Origin of the sequence: Halorubrum sp. AS12, assembly GCF_051122765.1 — an archaeon.
GTDB classification, from domain to species: Archaea; Halobacteriota; Halobacteria; order Halobacteriales; family Haloferacaceae; genus Halorubrum; species Halorubrum trapanicum.
In genome coordinates this window covers 337,214-357,182 of the sequence record NZ_CP185386.1, presented here as the reverse complement: position 1 = coordinate 357,182, position 19,969 = coordinate 337,214, and the positions used below count along the sequence as shown (strand labels likewise).

Here is a 19,969-nt window from a genome sequence, read left to right as displayed (position 1 = left end):
CACAGATAAAGACCCGTCTCCGGAAAGGCCCTACTCTCAATAATTAACCAACAGAAAGCAACAGCAGCGGAATTTTGTTGGTTAAGCTATCCGCGCCGCTAGGCCCGGTGACGATGGCGGTGTTGGCAGGTTCTCCATTCGTGATAGACTCGAGGACGCTGGAGGGATGGTTGATTTCGGCGTTGCGGTGCTCGAGGCATCAGGGATTATCTGTCGAACACCCCTCGTTGCCGCTGTAAACATCTCCCGGAGAGATGGTATGGTGGATCGAAAAAGATGGACCCCTCGTTGCCGCTGTAAAACCATAGTAGAGCGGTTTATTTATGGAAAATACCCATCTGCCCGCTCACACGTTCTACTATCAACACCACAACAACCAGTAATTTTATACCAAAGGGTGGTGTTAGTTACCGTACCACGCTTTTGGTATACTGAGAGGCCATGTTGTTTTGGCGTCGAAGACGTGAACCGCACGTTTCACCGTCATCGTGTCTTCTCTCAAATCAAGTAGCTGACTGGCTCTCGATCGACTTTCTCTGAACCGGCCGCAATTTCACCTGGAGGTCACACATCATTCGTGTTTACAGCGGCAATCTGGGGTGTGACACCGCCTCTATACCACTCTTACAGCGGCAACACGCGGCTCATTATGAGACTGAGAATCTCAAAACGCAGGAAAATCCGGGTTTCAACCCCGATTAGACGGGTCGACTAATACAGACACCTATTTACAGCGGCAAGGCGGTGGGAAGATTGATATGGACCGGGTGAGTGCGACCCTACATGAGCGATACGGAGTCATTCTTCGGGGATCCCGACCCCATTTTTGCTGATAAGGAACTCCTTCGTGTGAGTCACCTTCCAGAGGGTGATCGGATCATCGGCCGTGACGAGGAGCTCACAAACCTCGCGAATGCGATTAAGGACGCCCAGCGAGGTGGGACGCCGAACAACGTGTTGATCTATGGAAAGACAGGAACAGGCAAGAGCCTCTGCTCGAAGTACATCACACAGGATCTCACTGAGGCTGCCGCCGAGAATGATGTCCGCGTTGATGTCGCATACATCGACTGTTTTCAGGACTCAACAGAAACGCAGGCTGTCCGGACGATCGCTGAATCGTTCAACGATCCCGACGTGACGGGTGTGAAAGTTCCAGCGTCTGGCGTTTCCACGTCTGATTATTATCGGCGGCTCTGGAAGATACTCGATGTACGCCTCGACGTTGGCATCATCATTTTAGACGAGATCGACAAACTCGAAGACGACAACGTTCTCATGCAACTCTCACGAGCGACGGAAGCCGGAAAGGTAGAAGACAGTACACTCGGTATAATCGGGATCAGCAACAAGATTCGCTACAAGGAAACACTCAATGAGCGCGTCAAATCAAGTCTCTCCGAGCGTGACTTCGTGTTCCCACCCTATGACGCAAATCAACTGCGTGCAATCCTCAACTCACGGGCAGATGCGTTTCGAGAGGGCGTCCTTGATGACGACGTGATTCCGAAGGTCGCAGCACTCGCGGCGAAAGAACACGGAGACGCTCGGAAGGCGATCGACATTCTCAGATATGCTGGCGAAATCGCCGACGAACACGACGACGACCGCGTCCGCGTTGAGTACGTTGATGAGGCACACGAGCGTGAAGAAGAGGCGCGACTCGCCGAACTAATCGGAAAGCAACCCGAGCACTCGAAATATCTCCTTCAGGGGCTCGCACTCCAGATCGGAGCAGTCAACCGATACAGATGCTATGATCCCCTCAAAGCAGGTGTACTCGGCCTACGAGGTTGTGTGTGAACGCGAAGGAACCGACCCGCTCAAAATCCGTCGCGTCCGCGACCTCCTCTCTGAGCTTGCGTTTCTCTCTTTGATCGAACAGAATCGGAAGGGCCGAGGGAAAGGGAAGGGCGCACATACGGTGAATCAGCTGGTTGATGCCCCTGAACTTGTCGTTGAGGCGTGTAAGTCGGCATGAACTGACCTTCTTGTGCGAGCGTCGGCGACTTCTCGGGGGGCTGTAGGTCAGTGAATACAGCTTCGTATCATTCCTCCCACTCCGCGTCGAAACAGCCGAGAAGCGTCTGGAGGTCCAGCGGACAGCGCTACTCGATGTGATAGCACTGGTTGTCTCGATCCAGCACGGCGCCGTTGTACCACTGCGCGATCGCCCACAGGATATCGAGCGCCGGCGGGGACCAGTCCTCGAGGACGTCGTCAGCTCGCCTTCGAGCTTCTGGCGGTGCGTGATCCATCGACCATCGCCTCCTCTACTCCTTTGCGCGCTGTGATCTTCAGATTCTGTCCTGCCCGTGAGGCGAGCCAGGCCTGTACACCGGTCGTGACTGACATCGAGACCTCGCTGGTTCCGCTTCTCAGATGGATCGCCGACGACAAAGATTCGGAAACAGTGGAGTGGGTAGATCATTAACCAACAGGCTCTGCTTTCGATTCGGATTGTTGGTTAACCTCCGTGCGTGTCTCCTACTGAACTCGGACTGTGAACGAGTGTCCTCTCAGGATATCGACAGGGTGAGTTGTAGTGCTGTCTCTCTTGTACTGAATCCCGGTCGGGAAATTTTGAGTGGGTTTAACGTCTTGAATTCGCGGGGATCGGGGATTTCCTTCGGCATCTCCCAGGCGAGCGCGGCCATCCAGCGAGGTGATCTTAACACAGTGCTATTCGCAGCTACCATCAGTACCTCCTGAATTTCTCTCGTTCACCCCGTGGTCGAGCAAATTTAGCGAAATCGTGGTGAGCCGGTAGCTCGTCGAGGTATTTTCTACTGCCTCAAATCGGCCCGACGAGGATCTTCTACAATTTGAGTCCATTATTTTGCCTTACATATCGCAGATATCGTCCAAAGAAAGAGGCGATATGTAGTGTGCGAAGGCCGCCGGCTCTCTCCGGCCGAGGGGCCATCTCTGGAGTCCTGACTTTTGAAATGTATCAGTTTGAGCGCACAGTAGCGTCTACTGAGCCACCGGGGCGATTGTCGTCCCAACGACCAGCCTGAGGAATCGGGTTCGCTCTCTCGATAGCACTATTTGTGAGTCTGTCTCGTGGGTCCCCGATGTTGATGACGGCGGCGCGCGTCCCGTGGGATATGGACTGTCCCGCGTGTGGTGGCTCGGTCACGCTCGAGATCGGTCCGGACCGACCGCCGTCGACGTCACTGTCCGACGCAGTCCTCGATACTGCTGAAGACGAGCGGCTCGACGTCGACAACGTCGACGGTGTTTGAACCAGGACGACGGTCGGCCAGCTCCTTGCAGACCTGAACGTGCGAGAGGACGATTCCTGATTTCACCCCTCGATGTGTAGGCTGTGTGTAGACGCCGAAACGGTTATCACTCTATATGGAAGATATGCACATAGGATGAGTTCGAGTGACGAGCCGCGACGCGTCCACTTCCAGTCCCCGGAGTATCTCGTCGACCGGCTTGACGCGATTGCCGACCTCTTCGATAAGGATCGGACGGATCTGCTTGTCGAGGCCATCCGTGAATATATCGAAGAGACCGCCGACAGCGAGACGTTCCAAGAGCTGGTCGCGACGAAGTACTACGACGACCAGCTGGAGTTCGAGACCGTCAAGCAGCTGGTCGGCGCCGAAACTGCTCAGCGGCTGCGGCTGCTCAAGGCGGACCTCGACGACGAGCCACTCGATCTCGCGGCCCCTGAGGACGTCGACATCTATGGTGGAGACGCGGTGACAGTCGACACTACTGCCGACGAGCGATGAGTGAGCGGCGATTGCGGACGATCGTCGCTGACACGAGCGCACTGGTCAGTCTGGCCGTACCGCGGGCCGACGACACGTACGATACTGCCACCGAGCCCGACCCGCTCCAGTATCTGCTCACCTCTTGTGACGTGTTCGTGCCCCCGGAGGTTGTCACCGAACTTCAGGATCTTACCCAGTATCAGGATATCCACGGCGCCGCAGCGACGAACGTGCTCGCAGCTCGTGACTTCTACACCGTCGAGGATCCCTACGAGCGTGCGGAAACCCCAGACTCGCGGCCGACGTTCGGCCTCGACGACGGCGAAACCGATGGGATTGTTCTTGCGAACGCATGTGACGTTGACGGCTTTCTCACCGACGAATTCGGCGGGACGAATTTCCCGCTCATCCACGCGGTGCTACAGGGACCGCGGATCGTACCGACACCGCGGCTCATCAGTGAGTACGCCCGGAACGGCCATCTAACCGACGAGGCTGCGCTGACGCTTCTTTCCGTGATCAGCCCGCATCGAAGCTGGGATACCAGTCCGTACGTTACCCAAGTTCGAGAACGCCTTGGGGAGTAGTCCAACCTAATTTCATACGGTAAATGTAGGCTGCTTACTGAATGGATGATTCCCTTAGATACTGGTGAAACAAATGCTGAGAAAATGTTTCTATGGCGAGTTCTTCTATGGTGTCCCTCCATATCGATTGAGTGCGGTGGAGAGGAGATCTCGTTCACCTCGTCGAAGGAGTTTCGACGCGGTGCTTTGGGCACAATCAAGTGCCGCTGCGACATCTTGGAGTGTCGCAGTGCGGGGAACGTCGTAGTATCCGAGTTGTACTGCTGTGTTGACGGCTGTGAGTTGCCGGTCAGTCAGTGTGCCGACGAGCGTTCCGCCACGCCGGTCGTAGGTCCCGATCTCGTTGATCGTTATGTCAACGCCGGGGGGAACGGTTTCGAGCGTGTCGTTAATCTCACTTCCGTCGCCAACGATCGTCATCGCCATCGCAGCCGTGTCGTCGAACCGGATCGGGGGAACAACGATGAGGTGGCGATCAGCGAACGTCTCACGCCACGTTTGTGTTTCTGCCCGCGTTTCTTCGCAGACCCAGACGTGCGCGGACGATTCGTCGATGGCAGTGATACGACAGTCAAGGACCGTTTCCACCTCGGCAACTACACGTCTGTACTGCTCGATGTCACCTTCAACGTAGTAGAGTGCGTACTCGGTTTCTTCGGCGGGGAGGACGCGCCACGCAAGCATCTCCTCGTACTGTACAGCAGTTGACTCTCGGATGAACGCCTGCATCGGGTGGAGAAATCGATCCGGAAGGGAGAGTTCTAAGTCAATGTATTTCATCGCACACCAATTTGGTTCGTTCCTAGTATATAAATAAGGTAAGACGTTAGCCGCATCATCGAATTGGCTGCCGCTCGAACCTCAGTATATGACAACACCAGGGTCTGGTACGGGAGCGGTCGAAGTCCCACCGACACCGGATGGGATTCCGTTCTTTGGGAATGGGCTTGCGTTCTCCCGAAACCCGGTTGAGGCAATGGAAGACTGGGCGTCGCTTGGAGATGTCGTCCGACTCCAGATGCCTGGACAATCGATGTATATGGTGACACATCCAGCACTGATCAAGCGGATTCTCGCAGACGACCATGACCAATTCACGATCAGTGCGGCGCAACGCGAGACATTCCGTGGCGTCGAAGACCACGCAGTAACGACAACGACTGGCGACCGATGGGAGCGCTTGCGGAAGGCGTTACGGCCGGCGTTCACGCATGATGCGCTTGATCGGTACGGTGACCGGATGGCCTCGACGACGGCGGCCTTCGTCGATGAGTGGAATGACGGTGAACGGATTGATCTCTACCGAGAGATGCGGTTGCTGACGGTGAACATTCTCGCAGACACACTCCTCGATACCAACGTTCGCGGGAATGAAAATGTAGTGATGAATGCCGCGGATGCCCTCGTCAACCGAGCGAACTTCCGCAGACCGGGGCAGTTACTCCCTGACTGGGTGCCAACGCTGGCCGAGCGGCGATTCGAGCGAACTGTCCGGGCTCTCGACGAGTTCGTCGACGAGATCCTCACACAACGACAACGCAGTGAGTCGAATGACGATGTGTGTTCTGTGTTGCTCACCGCTCACGAGGAGGGTAAACTCACACTCGCGGAAGTTCGTCACAACGTGGTTGCCTTACTCCTCGCGGGACACGACTCTCCGTCGGTCGCACTTACTTACATTTGGTATCTACTGGCTGATCAACCCGATGTGTGTGCGTCGCTCCGTGAGGAGTACGACGCGGTCGTTAACGGGGAGCAGCCGAGTATTGAGTCGTATGACGAGTTGGAGCGAACGCAGAACGTCGTTGTTGAAGCGCTCCGGATGTACCCGCCAACGCTAGGTGTCAGTCGTCAAACGGCGGAACCGGTAACGCTGGGGGGCTACAAGCTTCCGAGAGGTGCCCAGTTGTTGCTCCCGCAACGGGTTGTCCACCGCGACGAGCGGTTCTGGGACAATCCAGAGACGTTTGACCCGTCACGGTGGCAAAACGGGGGAGATCGTCCCGAGTACGCGTATTTCCCGTTCAGTGGTGGACCGCGTAATTGTATCGGCACGCATTTCGCCCGACAGGAACTGACGCTAGCACTCGCAACGATGATCGGCCGTATCGAACTCGATATTTCGGTGGACGGGCCGCTACGGTTCACACCATCGCTTCAGCTTCGACCTGAAACGGATATGGAGGCGATTGTCACTCGCCGGTAGTCGCAAGGAAGGATTCTCAGTGAGGAACTGAAACGCGAGGAATCGGCTGCTATCGCTGCCAGTCAATAATGTGGCAGGATTCGTCGAGTTCGAGGACGAGCGAGTCGGTGTGGAGTTCGATGCTGACTTTGGCGGCTGGCGACTTGGAGTCTGGAAGAGAGACCTCACTGATTCTCGCTAGGTCGTGTGGGCCGATTTGTGCGTCGGTCGGGCTCAGTCCGTGTCTGGAGTACAGTGTTTCGACGGCGGGATGACCGAGGACCGTATGGGCAATTGGGATGGGATACGAGACCCAACAGGTATCACACTTTGCTGTCGCATACGCGACATCGTCGAGGAGGTACGAGTCTGGGACGGAGTCCCGTGGGAACGAGAAACCGGCAGTCCCCCAACAGTGTGGACAGACGTTATCACGGAAGAGTCGCACGTCGCAAGCGTGTTTTCGGAACGAGAGATCGATGACGTCTTCCAATGTTCGGTCTGCTAACGCTCGCGGCGGGGTTGGATACGCGATAGCAGCCCCGTGTGATGGACAACCGACGTATAACTGGTGATGGTGGTACGACGCAACGAGTGTCTCCTCGCAGTAGGGGCACTCGTAGTCGGTCTGTTGTTGGTCAACTGTCACCGTGTCATCTTCGTACGTTCTCGCACGGATCGTTGAGACGATTTCTAACGTAGCTACTCGCGGTCGATACGTCCCGTCTACCTTGCGAACGAAGTCGTCTTGGAGTTCGTCGAGGTGGTAACTGAACCGGCTCGTATCCTCGACGCCGACTTGTTCACGCAATTCTGAAAAGGAGGGCCACTCAGCTGACCACGCGTCGGCGTACTGGTCAGCGAGCGCGAAGAGAATACGTATCCGCGTTTCATCGGTCAACGCTGCGTATGTGCTGTCATTCGAACTCGATCCCGTATCCGCCATACTCGTGCTTCGAATTGCTACGTTGTACGCGTTCCGTTTAAATATATCAGATATAGAACTTAAGAGCCATCCAGATTACACTTACAATCAACGCGGAATAGGCTAAACTGTGCCAATTCAGAGTCCCCGTTTCCCGACCCTCTTTACGAGTGGCGAAGAGTATTCGGTGTGCGATTCCGGCTATACAGCCGGAGCAGAGCTGTTACGGAGAGACGTATTGGAGGTGGGTGCGAATGAGCGATAGCGACGCGACAGCCACCCGTCTCGAAACACGTTCAAGAGCGGCGGAGATGGAAGACCGATCATCGGTCAAACAGAAGGGCCGCATCTGGGTATCTCAGGCATCGGGTTTCACGTATCGCACACTACGAGATGTGTCTCGAAGTTGGTCAGTCTTGGCGGTTGCCGTCGGACTGCCACCGATCATGTATCTTCTCGTGACCGCGACTCGGTCGTTCGACCCGACCACGAAGGGGTTGTTTGCGGTCGGCATTGCTGTCTTGGGCGCGATGATCGCTTCTCTCACCGTGTTCGGGAGTCAACTCGCCGTCGACTTGGAGACGGACCGGTTCATCGCCTACCGGTCGATGGCGGTCCGTCCATCGGCTGATTTCGCTGGACGAGTCGTGGCCGGTCTGGCGGTGGCGGCGCTGGCACTCGTCTTCGGTCTCGGTGTGGGTGTTCTCGACGGTGCGCCGGTCGGCGTCACAGGCGTCCTTCCGGTCGCCGTCTCGCTCGCTGCGTTCCTCGGGTTGAGCGTCGTGTTCATGGCTGTCGCCGTCCCCATCGTCGTCGCGGCGAACAACGAACAGTACGCGCAGTTCGTGTTATCCCTGGTCGCGGTGTTCGCATTCATGCTCACAGGGTATAACGGGATGCTCTCCTCGGTCGCAGTCCTCGACGAATCAATGGTTGGGCTTCTCCCGAACGTACTTGCGACGCGCACGATAGCGGTTCAGCTCGTCACGACCGAAAACATTGCAAGCGTCGGCTTCGGTGCGGAACGCGGTCGCCTCGTTCCGCTTGCCGTCTACAGTGTCGGAGCGGCAGTGTTGGGTGTGCTTCTCACGCGGTGGCAGCTGTACGACACGGGGGTCCGCCGATGAGCGAGCCCGTCCTCGCTGCCGAAGGCCTCGGAAAGTCGTTCGGCGGAGACGCCGTGTTCGATGAGCTCGACCTGACCGTCGGACCCGGTGAAGTCGTCGTCCTACTGGGACCGAACGGAACGGGAAAATCCGTACTCGCCTCCTGTCTCGCTGGTGGTCTGTCACCCTCAGAGGGTACCGTCGAAGTTCCGGGAGGCGTACCAGCCACTACTCCTGGAGCGACGAGTTTTCTGCTTCAGGATGCGCTGTGTCTCGACAGGTTGACCGGACGGGAGAATATCTCGTTCTACGACCGACTCAACCCGTCATTTACCGACCGGTGGCGGACGCTGGTCGAAACGTTCGGCATCGACGACCAACTCGACGACCGAGTGGACCAGTACTCCGGCGGGATGCGTCGGAAACTCGAACTCGCCATCTCCCTGAGCGTTGAGGCACCGCTGTACATCCTCGATGAACCTACGGCCGCCCTCGATCTCACGATAGTGCGCGAAGTTCATCACCAACTGTCGAAGCTCCGCGACCGCGGAAAAGCGGTCCTCATGACGACCCACCTTCCGATGGACGCTGACGTGGCAGACCGGATCGTGTTCATGACCGATGCCGGTATCGTCGCAACAGGGACGCCGGCAGAGATCAAATCCTCGGTCCCGTCCGTCGTCGAGACCTCTCTGGGGAACGCCGACACGATCTCCGACGTCGTGATCGACGAACAGTTGTTCAGGGGTGATGGCGTCGTCCGCGGCCTCCTTACCCCGGGGGCAGACCCGTCAGCGGTGGGCGATGGAGTGAGTGATGTCCGCGTGACTGACCCGACGTACGCTGACGTGTTCAATTACTATACTCATCTTGACGGGCACGCTGAAAATATCTCGTAACCGCGTTCTCGAATATGTCCCCACAAATTATGTGTAGTGGTACTAGTTTTTGTGAATCTCACCTCTCAAAATATTTAACCGAACCGCCTTTGTTAGTGCTTGATGTACCCCCCTGTGACGCAATGCCCTCCCTCGTGTGCCCATCACTGTAGGTGCTGTACAGCCAGCAGATCCAGCCTAATTGTACCCCCAACCGAAGTATCGGTAACGATCCATCCGATAAGACGCTCTCAACGCGCCTCAACACCATCCACGTATGCCCCCCACGATTGTTCTCATCGTAATCACGGTCCTCGTGACTATTGTCTTGGCCCATGGGTATCGCGCGCTGACTGCGTTGCTCGTCCTTCGATCTCTCCCGTCGACTGATACCAACACATCATCGTCAATTGTCGACGGTGAGACAGTCGCTCTTACGGGAGAGATAGCGGTTGAGGAGCCGGTTGAAACAGCTGCTGCGGCTGTTGAAAGCCCTGAACGACCTGTTGGTGCGTATCTTTGGCAGAGTCGGTTCTCGGACAACACCAATAGTGACCTTACAATCGAAGACTGGGGGTGGGAGCGCCAGAATTGGCACACGTTCGCCTCGGGCATCGAATGGGGTCGGTTCGGTGTTGAGACTGGCCATCGGACGATTCGTATCGATCCGTCGTGGCTTCGAACCGCGTATGACGCCGAACGATTAGAGGAGTTAGAGATCGGCGGTGTCAATAAGCACGACCGGCTATCCGTGTATCTCTGGAACTCTTGGTACACCTATCTCCGGAATCGTATCGATCATCGATCCTTCCAACGGTTTGCCGGATACGTACAGCGACACAACGCTGAGATTGATCTGGATCGCTACTTGTTAGAGGCGCGTCCACTACTGGAGGGTGATGAAGTGAGCATCAGCGGTGAGATACACCTTGAACAGGGTGAACCGGTTCTCCGGGGGACCGACAACGTTCCACTACTGCTTTCCGACAAAAGGTTCGACGAGCACCGAAAGTGGCTCAAACGGCGAGTCCTGCGGAAAGGAGCGTTCATTACGGGGTTGCTTGTCGTCGCCGTGAGTCTCTGGTTTGAGTTCTACATCCCGCTGGGGATACTGGTTGTCGGCTGGCTCTTCTATGGGGCCTACAATTTTGTACAAGATGCCGGAAGCTTTCTGGAGTGGATACGAGACTGACACACTGCGACCGATAGCACGATGATGGCGTATCCACTCCGTCCGTACGATGCTCAGTCCCTGTCGGACATCTAGAACATTGTTCTCTAAGATTGGTGTATAGGACAGTCAGTGAGGAAAGGACAGTATTGAGTCAGCCGAGATCCACGCGTTCGAATTGGCGATATCCGAGATAGACTGGGACCGTTGCCCACCCGATCAAGACGGCGATCCCAAATAGGTTCGGAAGTGTGGGGCCAGAGATCGCTGTTCCGTACCAAAGTCCTTCGAGGAGTTCGGGAATGTAGTAGCGTGCGGCGTTGAACGCTTCTGTAGGGCTGAGACGATTGACGTAGAGGTACCATGTCGGGTCCTCAAGCGAGTAGAATACTGATGCTTGGTTCGGTGTCTGTATAGTTCCAGTAAAGGCTAACGCGAACAACCGGAGGACGAGGTTCTGCCAGAGCGGCTCAACAAGCGTATAAACCCCGATTACAAGGCCGATGGAACGCGTTTCACTTGCGACGACACTAGATGCTCCGACAACGAGTCCGATCCATGCGAGAGCGAAGAGGAGAAGCGCTATGGTCCCACCGATCACGTCGGTGATACCGCCGAGATCTCCGAACTCGATGGTGACGACGATACCGACGATACCGAGGGCTAGTATGATGGTTGTAGCCAGTATCAGCAGCCGCCCGAGGTACGTTCCGAAGACGACGTCTCGACGGGTACCTGGCTGTCCCAAAAGGATACGAATGCTTCCGGAGGTTCGCTCACCGACGACAGATTTGAACCCAATTCCAATCGCGGCAAGCGGCAGCCAGAGGGAAAACTGAGCGACTGCAAAAACGAATGGACGGGTGTGTTGTTCAGATACTGGGGAGGAGATGAAGGCGAGGATATGCGACAGACTGAGTATCGTCATCACCCCCGCGATGATCCAGATAGATCGTGTTCGGATCGAGTCTTTGAAATCTTTCCGCGCGATGGTTGCCAGCGAACTCACGCCCCGTCACCTCCAGTTGTGAGCCGGCTAAATAACTCTGTTAGCGAGGCTTCTTTGATTTCGATGTCAGAGATAGAGGCTCCAGAAGCTTCGACTTGGGTGATGGCTGTAGATTTCACCTGTGGATCTCGAAGGTAAACCCTGATGGTATCTCCCGAATGTTCTACTTGGCTGACGCCGTTGAGGTCATGTAGGTCAAGTTCAGGTGGCGTTCCGTCAACTGAAAGTGTCAGAATTGACTGAGTGTCGAAGGTCTCTCGCAGCCCGGAGATCGTATCGACGGCAACGGGTTCTCCCTCGTTGATGATCGCTACTCTATCGCAGATGGCTTCAACTTGTTCGAGGATATGGGTAGAAAAGAAAATCGTTGTGCCGGATGCGGCTTCCTCTCGGATTAGTTCTCTTATATCTTGTACCCCATTGGGGTCGATTCCGGTTGATGGCTCGTCAAGGATGAGTACATCTGGATCGCCGACAAGTGCCATCCCGAACGCCAATCGTTGAGCCATCCCTTTCGAATAGTTTCCGGCCGGTTGATCACTAGCGTCGGCTAGCCCAACACGTGAGAGGAGAGCGTTGGTGTCTTCATCGCTCTCATTCAAATCTTTGGCTAGCTCGATGTGTTCTGATCCAGTCAGTGAATCGTAGAGACTGTAGTCATCGGGTAGGACGCCGATATTCCGCCGCACTTCGAGGGGCGAGTCCTGTGGGTCGTGATCGGCGACGACAACGCGACCGTCTGTTGGCCGGATAAAGTCGAGGAAAATATCAATAGTCGTTGATTTTCCGGCTCCGTTTGGGCCGAGAAACCCGAATATTTCTCCGTGCTCGATTTTGAGATCGAACTCGTTAAGCGCAGTTTGTTCTCCGTACTGCTTCGTCAGGTTTGTGGTTTTGATAGCAGTCATGTGGAGGGAACCCTCATTTCCATTGTCACTTACAGACCTATTCTGGTTGTCCATATTCCCAGACAGCGATGTACAACAGGAAGCCAGTCAGGAACATACCTGTACCGAGTGCGGATGAACTACTTTCGAGGAACGAATTCATCGAGTTGAGTACGGTGACTACTAACGCGGCTACGGCGACACCGCCGACGGTGCCGAACGAACCGGATTGGCTTCGGTCACTGCCCATGAGGTTCTGTCCCCCGTGATACAGCAGCCCGAGCCCCACGAGCCCTGCGAGTATGAATGTAATCGTCTGTAGCGACGGTACGACAAACACCGCGAGTACGGTGACGAAGCCGCCGATGGAGAAGCCTGTAGCAACCCGTCCAAGCATCCGCACGCGACTGAGTCCTGAGAAAGCCGTCGTCCCGAAAGGATCGACAGTGTCGTCGATTCGGTTCAGCTTTTCGTCAGCGGTAGCCGAAACTCGCTGGCCGGCGTGAATGTAGCAGCCAGAACCGTCCGGCTTGGCCCAGCCAGTCTGTTCAACAACATCGACTCCCGGCGTATCTACGTCAACGCCGTCGAACCTGACGGGCAGCCCGGCCGAAACTTCGAATGTCGGGTGGTCTTGGACCTGGAAATGAAGGTGTGGCTCTCCAGAGTTCCCCGAATGTCCACACCGGCCGATTTGCTCGCCGCGGGCAACGCTGTCTCCGGGTTCGACCTCGATGCTACCTGGGACGAGGTGAACGAGACTGCTATACTCGTCTTCCGCGTGGCGGATCGTGACAGCGTTCCCGGTCATACTCCGTTTGAGCGGATGAGACGATCCGCCGGCTCGCCCGAGTTCCGGGTCACCGTCGTGGACATCGACGACGACGCCGTCGGCAGGTGCGAGGACAGGTTGGTCGTAGCAGTAGTAGTTCTCGATACTCATATCTGTGTCTGCTGATCGGCTGCGTCCCTCCCCGTCAGTGATCACGAAGTCGTAGGCGTAGCGCTGGGTCGCCGGAAACCACGAGTGGGAGTACTCTTTGATCGGACTCCCGTTCACGACTGTCCACGTCCCCTCGACGGGCAGTCGATAGCTCGTGGACTGGTCGTACGTTTTTGGATCGGGAAGCGAACCACGATGTCTCCCAATAGCGACGAGACTCCCCAGCAGTTGCATCGCGTCCTGGCGAAACACAAGTGGATTGAAAAACGATAGTGGAATACCCAAAAGAAAGGCGACGTGGCCTCGCCATCCGTTATCCATTTCGAGCCAGTCTCGCGGTCCCTCGTCGGCAGTGCCGAATCCGAGAGATTGCTTGCTACCGCTGAGTAGCATCGACACGAACGGCCAGAGTGCGAAAAACCAGAACAGGTGGAACAACTTGAGTATCTCAAGCTGGGGGAACAGGTTCCCAAGGACCCCGATCAATCCCAGTAGCGTCAGGGAGAATGGGCTAATAGACTGGATTCGCTCGCGGAGACGCGAACTCAGAGACGGTGACGTAGCTTGATTCGACATACGTAGTTACTACGCAAGAAGTGGGTGTTCCAGGTGGTAAGCGTTCTGTGAACCCAACTTCACAAGAACGGCTCGCATACGTCGCAGAGGGGTACACTCAATGGCCTCACGGTTCAACGATCCGATATGATAAACAGCAAACGCGGTGGAGGTGCGTCGGAGGAGGCGTTCGCGTTACTCGGTCACGAGATCAGACTCGACATACTACGTGCGTTTTTCGAGCGATACGCGCCGGTCGATCCGGGGTCACGCTCGGACGTACGGGAGGAGCGTACGCTCTCGTACGCAGAACTGATGGCAGCCACAGATATGGAAGATAGCGGCAAGTTCAACTATCACCTCGAAAAGCTCCGTGGAATCTATGTCGAAGAGATTGAGGAAGGGTACGTCCCGACGGCGGGCGCTATCGCACTTTACGAAGCTGTCATAGCGAACCGACCGACGGAGTCGGTACCAACCAACTTCGATATCGACGAATCCTGTCCGAACTGTGAGTCGAGGCTCCAAGGGAAGTACGAACAGGAGTTTCTAACCGTTGAGTGCTCCGCGTGCGACCTGTTTTGGGGGGCTACGTACCGCTTTCCGAAGAACGGACTCTCTGTCCGCGAAGGAGAGAACGTTTATGAGGCTCTCTATGACCGGATGATGTACCACGTCGGACTGGCACGCACGGGGCAGTGTCCGTCGTGTGCCGGCATTACCAGCCTGACGGTGCCGCGCGAGCGGCTTGATGAGGACTCGACGCCGACTGCGGAGATGACCTGTGAGACGTGCTCGTGGTTCGTCACTGTTGATATCCTCAGTGCACTTCAATTCGACCCCCAGATGACGAACGCGTTCCTCGAACTGGGAGTTCCGCTTAGCGGGTCGGGTAGTATGCGAGCAACAGAGCAAATACTCCCCAATGTAACTGGTCGAGTCAGTACTGACGACTCGTCTCGCGCCACTATCAGTATCTCGCATGGCGACGCAATCGCCAAGATCACCGTCGGCGACGAACTCGAAGTCTGTTCGGTCACGATAGAATAGCGCTGTCCGACTGCGGTCAGAAAATTGGCATGAGTGGCGTGATAACGTGTAGGATCACGTTCGCCGAGAGATGAGCCGTCATCGAAGCGAGTAGCCCTCGGGTCCAGAACAGCCAGCCGAACGCGACTCCGGCGATCCCGTTGAGCAACAGAATTCGAGTGACGATGACGAGAGACAGTCCGCTGGTGATACTGACTGCTGCCGGGAGATGTCAGAACACCGAAGACGAGCGCAGTGACGACGATCCCGAAGATGACGTGACGATTCCCCGGCCGCTCGTGGCTGGTAAAACGAACGATCAGCCAGACGATGCCGGTCAAGAGACCGAGTCTGAGAAGGATCTCCTCGAAGAAAGCACCGTACAGGACGAGAAGCGCTCGCTTCCACACGGCAACGGTCGTCGACGCTGTATCTGCCGGCGGTACGAGATCCAGCGTGAGAAGTAGCAGATCAACGCCGACCAACACGATCCCGACGCCGAGACCGAGAACCACAGCGTACGCGAGTGAGCTCAGGTCTGGCAGGTCTCCGTTCGGTAATGCGAGAAGCGCCGAGAAGTCGAACCCCATCGGCGGACCGAGTTGGACGCCGACAAGTACCGATCCAACAGTCAGCAGCCCGTACGTCAGTAGGACTGAGGGACCGACAGTCCAGATGGATAACCCGTTTATCGCCGCGATGTACGGTATCCCAGAGCAGAGGCCGACGATACCAAGCCCGACAAGTGAGAGTACGGCACGAATATTGAGGTCATCGAGAAGGCCGGTTTTGTTTCGGATCACACTGTGATCGTCACGTTTCTCATGATACAGTATCTTGAACGCCGGGACGTAGCAGAGCCACGCACCGACAAACGCGCCGACAGTGACGGTGGGGCTCAGCCCGATGCTGGTGGTGAGTCCGTCGATCACACCGACACTACAGACGATAAGCACCAGTATGGTCGCGTTCGACCGGTTCAGCCATCCGTAGAACACGCCGATCAGGGACCCGACGACCACACCGAGGATGACACGGAAAAGACCACCTGTGGTGACTGTTAGCCAAAATATGACGGATAACGGGAGATCGACGCCGACACTGTACATTTCGAGTGCGGTTTCGATATCGTTGCTAATCGAGTTCCGCGATACAAGAAGACTTCCTACTGTGAGTGCTCCGGAGAGTACTCCAACGACAGCACCCGCAGTAACGCCGGTTCCAGCAGGATCAGTGCGTTCCATTGGAGCGTAATATAGCGACGTTTACATTACAGTGAGATTCGGACACGAAACTTGGAACTCCGTGGGATTCATTTGGATGTAGATTGGGCCACTATGACCACTTAGGCGAGTCGGACGGCAGTACCGTACGCGATTACTTCAGACCCACTGTTAGCGATTTTCGAACTCTCTAATCGAACGTTGACGACCGCATCGGCACCCATCGATTCGGCGTCAGAAGCCATGCGTGAGAGTGCTTCGTCGCGCGCATCGGTGAGTAATTCCGAGTACGCTTTGAGTTCGCCACCTGTGATGTTCCGGAACCACTGGGTAATATCTCGTCCGACGTTCCGAGCTTTGACCGTGTTCCCTCTCGCAATACCAAGAACCTCTTGGATATCCTGATTAGCAACCGTTTCTGTCGTGACAACCTCAACATTCAGAGATTGTGTTTCGGTACTTGTAGACATGCCAATACACAAGCTGAAGATACTTGGGTACCTCTGTAAGCATTTTGTGAAGCTGTCTTCACGAGGATGTCCCACACACTTCTACACAAAAATCATGATATTTGTTGAAATTCTGGCTCTGCTGAAATACCATTATTCAAATATGTTCTCGTCTAAAACAGCCGCTTGATGAGAATTGCGTATTGATCGCTTCAAGGCATCGCGTCTAACGTTGTGGACACTGCAATAGGTGTTAGAATTGCCAAAAACAGCCACTGATGCTGATTCGTCCATTGTCGGACTCTTGTGGAACGACGGCGTAAGAGAGCAATCGTACTGAATGAGAGGAGCCCAAGCACGCTGACTAGGTTCCCAGTAAGTCCCATCCAGAGTGCAACAGGGAGCGGAAGAACAGTCATAACGAGATCTGCTGCTCTTTCGAAATCCATACTCTCAACTTTTAACATTCAAAGATATATCTACTGGTCTTGGAGAACGAATCACTCTATTGACATCCTCTGCTGTGCGATTCGTGAGTCCTCTGTACTGAGCGATTGGGGGCGTGAAACTATCAACTTCTGAGGATTTCAACAAAGCCAAAAAAGCATAGTTGAGTCTATTGAAGCCCTTGGACGTGGCTCATTACCCGCAGGAAAACTCCTGCCGGCCGGACAAGGGATCGCTCACAAGTACGATATTCGTGATCGCGGCGATCGTCATCGATGCGATTCAAGGAAATTGAAAACCCCGGCACAAGCCTCGGGTCACGACACGATACCCTGGATGTAGATGTGCGCGTAGGCGCTTGCCCACACGATTGAGAGTAGTTCACTGACACTCGATGAGATGACGCTCAAAACGGGGTTTAACGAGGCCAGACTCGTCCCCATCTCGGGGAGATATGTTGGGAGAAAGAGGCTAGCTGCACTTCCAATAGCGATCACCCCGATAAGGACGAATTTTCCTCGGTAGTTCGTCGTGATGCGCCAACTCACGCGGAACGATTTGAGTGGGCCGTACTGGCCGATGACACACGCCTCAAGTGCGAACCAGAACTTGTACAGGAGAAACAGAAACGGCACGGCAAAGGTGATTCCACCGATCGCTGCAGCGACGGGGAAACTGATCATATCTACCGGCGTGACCGGAAGCACACCGACAATAAGGAAGAGTGGTAGTGCCAGGAAGAACGGTATTGTCATCACCAAAAATACGGTGAGAATGACGACACCGACTAGTGATGGCGTCCGAGCGAGGCTTCGATGTAATCCCTCACGTCTCGTGACGGGATCGCCGGTCAGTTCGCCGGCGACGATCGTTCCCACGTAGGCACGGATCAAGATGATGAACGCAAACGCCGTCAGAGTCTCAACCACGGTGATTGCGGGCATCGGGAGCATGTTGATACTGTCTGTTTCGAGAAGCCGTCTGGCCAAAATGATCACACCCGCGAAAACGACAATTGATGGGTAGGATCGGAACAGGCGAACGGACCAGACTAACGAATCGAGGACGCTTCGACGAATTGCGGGTCTCTCGATATTGCGGCAATCGAGACAACCACAGCCATCGACATCGTCTCGGGCCTTGATCGTCGGTACCACGTCATCCGTAGTTGTGTCGCTGGCAGTCGAAGCGCCTCGGACCGATGTGTCGGTATGTTCGCTCATTCGGCAGTAACGAACTGGGAGATAGATTCACCGGCGGCAAGCAGGATCGACGGTGGACCAAGCAGTGAGGCGAAGGATTTGAACGCGCGTTTGAGACTCGGCCGATCGTCCTCGGTGCCGAGAAAGAGCAGTGTCGGGTCTTCAGAAACGACGTAGACGCTCATCTCCCGGCCTTTCTCCGAATAGCAGGTGTCCGTAACTTCGATCACGCCAGCCGATTCGAGATTCTCCAAGTGGTAATGGACGTTCTGTACGCTCTGATTGAGCTGATCAGCGATCCGTGACGGCGTCGCCGGCGTTTCGTTGAGCAGCCGAAAGATCTCGTAAGCGGTCTCGGAGGACAATGCTTCGATCACGTCTCGCGTCCCCTCGTCGTCGAGACTCAGGACGGCCGGAGTATCGCTTCGTTCGACGGTAGCGTCCGTTTGTGTCGGGAGGATCCGTGACATAGGGTTTGGTTAGTTTCGGTGGGTGGCGATCGCGGGGATCTGATCTGTTCGGTGGCTGTTCGAAACTATCGTACGTAATTGTTGGTGGATGATCATACTGAGTCCAGCGTATCAGTTGAGGCTGCGATTAATCGCATATAGTAGGCCGTGTACACCGTGTAGAAATACGCGAAGCCGACCGTAGAAAGGGCAATCCCAATGGGGAGCAGGACAGCAATCGGAATCCCGAGCTCGATCGGTAATACGTCAGCTGGGCCAGCGTCTGTCATCGTCAACTGGAACAGGTATTCGGGAATGAAGAAGATGTTCAGCAGGATGAGCCACGCCATGGAGAATCCAGTGACGCTTTTCAGGTTCGAGCGAACGAGCCCAACACTTCTCCGGAACGCATCAGTGACACTCGCGTTTTCGATGACGATCGCTGTGTCGTAAAACTGTACGAACATAATGACAACGAGGAGCGATACCAGCCAGATAAGCACAGAGATGACGCCTGCGACGAACGCGGCCATCTCGTGAATCACGGTAAGCGCCATCGATCCGATACCGAGGATGAACCCGAGGAGCCCAAATCCGATCGCGGTTCCAAACACGAGTAGCACGAACACCACAGTTGCAAGGAGAAGCCGAAGGTAATCGAGTCCGGGCTACAGTGAAAAAGTGAGTGAGAGATGCGTCTGTGCCGTCGATCGCAGCTCGGGAAGTGCCGATGAACCCGCCGATAACGAACGGGAAGACGATCAGCCAAGCGAGCGACACGCCTGCCGAGAGATATGGCGACTCGATGAAGTGATCGACGTATTGTAGCTGGCTGCCTGCCCCGACGAGCAGGCCAGCGATGAGCAGGATCGGATTCGCGCGGAGGGCGCTTAATCCATCTTTGAATGCGGAGACGGTGACCATCGTATCTACGGGTTACCGCTGTCATATATTAGGTCGAACGTAGTATCAAAATCATATTTAACTATTTGAGCCCTTCTACCGCCTGTTTCGCGGACACGACGCAAAGCACAGTTTCGATTTGAGCTATCGGGGTCTTGAAGCATCCCGCCCAGCGATAACTGGCTACTCGTGATACTACGTCAGTATCGTCTAGTGTTTGAACAGTTCTGTGAGAGAGAACCGCTTCGAACCCTATCGATGATCGGTAGACGTGGCAAATGAGTGCTCAA

Annotated in this window: 18 protein-coding genes and 3 pseudogenes; 9 read left to right on the top strand and 12 right to left on the bottom strand. The window is 55.5% G+C overall.

Annotated features, from left to right (window positions below; all coding sequences use genetic code 11):
* Nucleotides 1–91: 91 nt before the first annotated feature.
* A pseudogene (locus tag ACODNG_RS16640) lies at nt 92–196 on the bottom strand (AAA family ATPase); the annotation flags it as partial.
* A 587-nt stretch (nt 197–783) separates the two neighbouring features.
* Here ACODNG_RS16640 and ACODNG_RS16635 point away from each other — a divergent pair.
* A pseudogene (locus tag ACODNG_RS16635) lies at nt 784–1,981 on the top strand (Cdc6/Cdc18 family protein).
* A gap of 127 nt (nt 1,982–2,108) precedes the next feature.
* Here ACODNG_RS16635 and ACODNG_RS16630 read toward each other — a convergent pair.
* On the bottom strand, nt 2,109–2,258 hold the full coding sequence (locus ACODNG_RS16630; protein ID WP_434523229.1) for a hypothetical protein: 150 nt from the start codon (nt 2,256–2,258) through the stop codon (nt 2,109–2,111).
* A 918-nt stretch (nt 2,259–3,176) separates the two neighbouring features.
* Nucleotides 3,177–3,314 carry a hypothetical protein gene (locus ACODNG_RS16625; protein ID WP_434523301.1) on the bottom strand — a complete coding sequence of 46 codons (138 nt, stop codon included), beginning with the start codon at nt 3,312–3,314 and terminating at the stop codon, nt 3,177–3,179.
* 69 nt (nt 3,315–3,383) lie between these two features.
* On the opposite strand from ACODNG_RS16625, the gene ACODNG_RS16620 reads away from it, so the two are divergent.
* A complete protein-coding gene (locus tag ACODNG_RS16620; RefSeq protein ID WP_275880631.1) occupies nt 3,384–3,749 on the top strand; it encodes a hypothetical protein in 366 nt (121 codons plus the stop codon).
* Entirely contained in the window at nt 3,746–4,318 is a 573-nt protein-coding gene (locus tag ACODNG_RS16615; RefSeq protein WP_434523228.1) for a hypothetical protein, read from the top strand. The genes ACODNG_RS16620 and ACODNG_RS16615 overlap by 4 nt, the downstream gene beginning before the upstream one ends.
* A gap of 105 nt (nt 4,319–4,423) precedes the next feature.
* On the opposite strand, the gene ACODNG_RS16610 is transcribed toward ACODNG_RS16615, so the two are convergent.
* The gene (locus ACODNG_RS16610; protein ID WP_434523227.1) at nt 4,424–5,098 is read right to left on the bottom strand and encodes a helix-turn-helix domain-containing protein; all 675 of its coding nucleotides are present in this window, start codon (nt 5,096–5,098) and stop codon (nt 4,424–4,426) included.
* A gap of 88 nt (nt 5,099–5,186) precedes the next feature.
* Here ACODNG_RS16610 and ACODNG_RS16605 point away from each other — a divergent pair, with 88 nt between their 5' ends.
* The gene (locus ACODNG_RS16605) at nt 5,187–6,524 is read left to right on the top strand and encodes a cytochrome P450 (RefSeq protein ID WP_434523226.1); all 1,338 of its coding nucleotides are present in this window, start codon (nt 5,187–5,189) and stop codon (nt 6,522–6,524) included.
* Nucleotides 6,525–6,573: 49 nt separating this feature from the next.
* On the opposite strand, the gene ACODNG_RS16600 is transcribed toward ACODNG_RS16605, so the two are convergent.
* Nucleotides 6,574–7,449 carry a winged helix-turn-helix domain-containing protein gene (locus ACODNG_RS16600; RefSeq protein WP_434523225.1) on the bottom strand — a complete coding sequence of 292 codons (876 nt, stop codon included), beginning with the start codon at nt 7,447–7,449 and terminating at the stop codon, nt 6,574–6,576.
* A gap of 233 nt (nt 7,450–7,682) precedes the next feature.
* Between ACODNG_RS16600 and ACODNG_RS16595 the strand changes: the two genes are divergently transcribed.
* The 3 genes from ACODNG_RS16595 to ACODNG_RS16585 all read left to right on the top strand — a co-directional run bounded on the left by ACODNG_RS16595 (nt 7,683) and on the right by ACODNG_RS16585 (nt 10,604).
* Entirely contained in the window at nt 7,683–8,555 is an 873-nt protein-coding gene (locus tag ACODNG_RS16595; RefSeq protein WP_434523224.1) for an ABC transporter permease, read from the top strand.
* Entirely contained in the window at nt 8,552–9,433 is an 882-nt protein-coding gene (locus ACODNG_RS16590) for an ABC transporter ATP-binding protein (protein ID WP_434523223.1), read from the top strand. The genes ACODNG_RS16595 and ACODNG_RS16590 overlap by 4 nt, the downstream gene beginning before the upstream one ends.
* A gap of 256 nt (nt 9,434–9,689) precedes the next feature.
* Nucleotides 9,690–10,604, top strand: coding sequence for a hypothetical protein (locus ACODNG_RS16585; protein WP_434523222.1), 915 nt, complete (start codon nt 9,690–9,692; stop codon nt 10,602–10,604).
* Nucleotides 10,605–10,737: 133 nt separating this feature from the next.
* Here ACODNG_RS16585 and ACODNG_RS16580 read toward each other — a convergent pair whose 3' ends face one another.
* Genes ACODNG_RS16580 through ACODNG_RS16570 form a run of 3 tightly spaced genes read right to left on the bottom strand, consistent with a single transcriptional unit; the run spans nt 10,738 to nt 13,998 of the window.
* Complete coding sequence (locus tag ACODNG_RS16580; RefSeq protein WP_434523221.1) at nt 10,738–11,592, bottom strand: ABC transporter permease; 855 nt, start codon at nt 11,590–11,592, stop codon at nt 10,738–10,740.
* The gene (locus ACODNG_RS16575) at nt 11,589–12,554 is read right to left on the bottom strand and encodes an ABC transporter ATP-binding protein (RefSeq protein WP_434523220.1); all 966 of its coding nucleotides are present in this window, start codon (nt 12,552–12,554) and stop codon (nt 11,589–11,591) included. The genes ACODNG_RS16580 and ACODNG_RS16575 overlap by 4 nt, the downstream gene beginning before the upstream one ends.
* Complete coding sequence (locus tag ACODNG_RS16570) at nt 12,538–13,998, bottom strand: M23 family metallopeptidase (protein ID WP_434523219.1); 1,461 nt, start codon at nt 13,996–13,998, stop codon at nt 12,538–12,540. The genes ACODNG_RS16575 and ACODNG_RS16570 overlap by 17 nt, the downstream gene beginning before the upstream one ends.
* Nucleotides 13,999–14,124: 126 nt before the next feature.
* Here ACODNG_RS16570 and ACODNG_RS16565 point away from each other — a divergent pair, with 126 nt between their 5' ends.
* Nucleotides 14,125–15,027, top strand: a complete 903-nt coding sequence (locus tag ACODNG_RS16565; protein WP_434523218.1) for a DUF7351 domain-containing protein — start codon at nt 14,125–14,127, stop codon at nt 15,025–15,027.
* Between the two features lie 164 nt (nt 15,028–15,191).
* Nucleotides 15,192–15,473, top strand: coding sequence for a hypothetical protein (locus ACODNG_RS16560; protein WP_434523217.1), 282 nt, complete (start codon nt 15,192–15,194; stop codon nt 15,471–15,473).
* 878 nt (nt 15,474–16,351) lie between these two features.
* Here the strand turns inward: ACODNG_RS16560 and ACODNG_RS16555 are convergent.
* From ACODNG_RS16555 to ACODNG_RS16540, 4 genes and pseudogenes are all read right to left on the bottom strand, one after another.
* Nucleotides 16,352–16,699, bottom strand: a complete 348-nt coding sequence (locus tag ACODNG_RS16555; RefSeq protein WP_434523216.1) for a YbjQ family protein — start codon at nt 16,697–16,699, stop codon at nt 16,352–16,354.
* A gap of 743 nt (nt 16,700–17,442) precedes the next feature.
* Nucleotides 17,443–18,069, bottom strand: coding sequence for a hypothetical protein (locus ACODNG_RS16550; RefSeq protein WP_434523215.1), 627 nt, complete (start codon nt 18,067–18,069; stop codon nt 17,443–17,445).
* A gap of 275 nt (nt 18,070–18,344) precedes the next feature.
* Nucleotides 18,345–18,797: an ArsR/SmtB family transcription factor gene (locus ACODNG_RS16545; protein ID WP_434523214.1), complete on the bottom strand. Its 453-nt coding sequence runs from the start codon at nt 18,795–18,797 to the stop codon at nt 18,345–18,347.
* Between the two features lie 92 nt (nt 18,798–18,889).
* Nucleotides 18,890–19,700, bottom strand: a pseudogene (locus tag ACODNG_RS16540) (hypothetical protein).
* Between the last annotated feature and the right edge of the window lie 269 nt (nt 19,701–19,969).

Excerpts from the sequence above, each read along its gene's own strand:
- ACODNG_RS16630 (WP_434523229.1), bottom strand. The coding sequence starts at position 2,258 with ATGGATCACGCACCGCCAGAAGCTCGAAGGCGAGCTGACGACGTCCTC.
- ACODNG_RS16620 (WP_275880631.1), top strand. The coding sequence starts at position 3,384 with ATGAGTTCGAGTGACGAGCCGCGACGCGTCCACTTCCAGTCCCCGGAG.
- ACODNG_RS16615 (WP_434523228.1), top strand. The coding sequence starts at position 3,746 with ATGAGTGAGCGGCGATTGCGGACGATCGTCGCTGACACGAGCGCACTG.
- ACODNG_RS16610 (WP_434523227.1), bottom strand. The coding sequence starts at position 5,098 with ATGAAATACATTGACTTAGAACTCTCCCTTCCGGATCGATTTCTCCAC.
- ACODNG_RS16605 (WP_434523226.1), top strand. The coding sequence starts at position 5,187 with ATGACAACACCAGGGTCTGGTACGGGAGCGGTCGAAGTCCCACCGACA.
- ACODNG_RS16600 (WP_434523225.1), bottom strand. The coding sequence starts at position 7,449 with ATGGCGGATACGGGATCGAGTTCGAATGACAGCACATACGCAGCGTTG.
- ACODNG_RS16595 (WP_434523224.1), top strand. The coding sequence starts at position 7,683 with ATGAGCGATAGCGACGCGACAGCCACCCGTCTCGAAACACGTTCAAGA.
- ACODNG_RS16590 (WP_434523223.1), top strand. The coding sequence starts at position 8,552 with ATGAGCGAGCCCGTCCTCGCTGCCGAAGGCCTCGGAAAGTCGTTCGGC.
- ACODNG_RS16585 (WP_434523222.1), top strand. The coding sequence starts at position 9,690 with ATGCCCCCCACGATTGTTCTCATCGTAATCACGGTCCTCGTGACTATT.
- ACODNG_RS16575 (WP_434523220.1), bottom strand. The coding sequence starts at position 12,554 with ATGGACAACCAGAATAGGTCTGTAAGTGACAATGGAAATGAGGGTTCC.
- ACODNG_RS16570 (WP_434523219.1), bottom strand. The coding sequence starts at position 13,998 with ATGTCGAATCAAGCTACGTCACCGTCTCTGAGTTCGCGTCTCCGCGAG.
- ACODNG_RS16565 (WP_434523218.1), top strand. The coding sequence starts at position 14,125 with ATGATAAACAGCAAACGCGGTGGAGGTGCGTCGGAGGAGGCGTTCGCG.
- ACODNG_RS16560 (WP_434523217.1), top strand. The coding sequence starts at position 15,192 with ATGACGAGAGACAGTCCGCTGGTGATACTGACTGCTGCCGGGAGATGT.
- ACODNG_RS16555 (WP_434523216.1), bottom strand. The coding sequence starts at position 16,699 with ATGTCTACAAGTACCGAAACACAATCTCTGAATGTTGAGGTTGTCACG.
- ACODNG_RS16550 (WP_434523215.1), bottom strand. The coding sequence starts at position 18,069 with ATGCCCGCAATCACCGTGGTTGAGACTCTGACGGCGTTTGCGTTCATC.
- ACODNG_RS16545 (WP_434523214.1), bottom strand. The coding sequence starts at position 18,797 with ATGTCACGGATCCTCCCGACACAAACGGACGCTACCGTCGAACGAAGC.